Here is a 574-nt window from a genome sequence, read left to right as displayed (position 1 = left end):
GGCACGGCGAGGGCCGCGGCGCGGGCCCCGTCCACCCGGGCCACGGCGGCCTCGACCCGGTCCGCCGCCCGCCGGTTGCCGACCAGCGCGCAGGCGAGCAGGCCCGCCGCCGCGCCGACGAGCGTATCGGTCCAGCGGTCGCCGACGAGCTCCCGGGCGGGGTGGCTGCCGCCGAATTCGGTCAGCAGCAGGGCCATCGGGGTGACGCAGACCGTGCCGAGCCAGTAGTTGCGGGAGATGAGCGCCTCGGCGCCCGCCTGCAGGGCGAGAGCCGTGAGCACCATGACCACGGCACCGGTGCGGACCACCGGCACGAGCGCGGCGAACAGCAGGACGCCGAGGAGGTTGCCGAGCGTGCGCTGCAGCGCGCGGTGCCAGGACAGCGCGGAGTTGGCCTGGATGACGGAGGCGGCCGTGACCACGGCCCAGTAGGGGTGCCCGACGCCGCAGGCGAGCGACGCCCAGCCGGCGAGGGCGGAGCCGGTGAGCACGCGGGCGCCGCCGGGAAGGTGCGGGCGCAGCCGGGGCGGGGGCGGGGGCAGCGCGCCAGGGCCAGGTGCGGCGGGGGCGTCCC

General features: G+C 78.7%; 1 protein-coding gene. It reads right to left on the bottom strand.

Annotated elements, in window-relative coordinates; translation table 11 throughout:
• Nucleotides 1–574, bottom strand: a 574-nt coding sequence (locus B7P34_RS36120) for an FUSC family protein (protein ID WP_146167049.1), incomplete at both ends; no start/stop codon positions are given.

Origin of the sequence: Streptosporangium nondiastaticum (genome assembly GCF_003011965.1) — a bacterium.
Lineage (GTDB): Bacteria > Actinomycetota > Actinomycetes > Streptomycetales > Streptomycetaceae > Streptomyces > Streptomyces nondiastaticus.
Note: the sequence above shows the minus strand (reverse complement) of the source record. Positions and strands in the feature narration are given on the sequence as shown.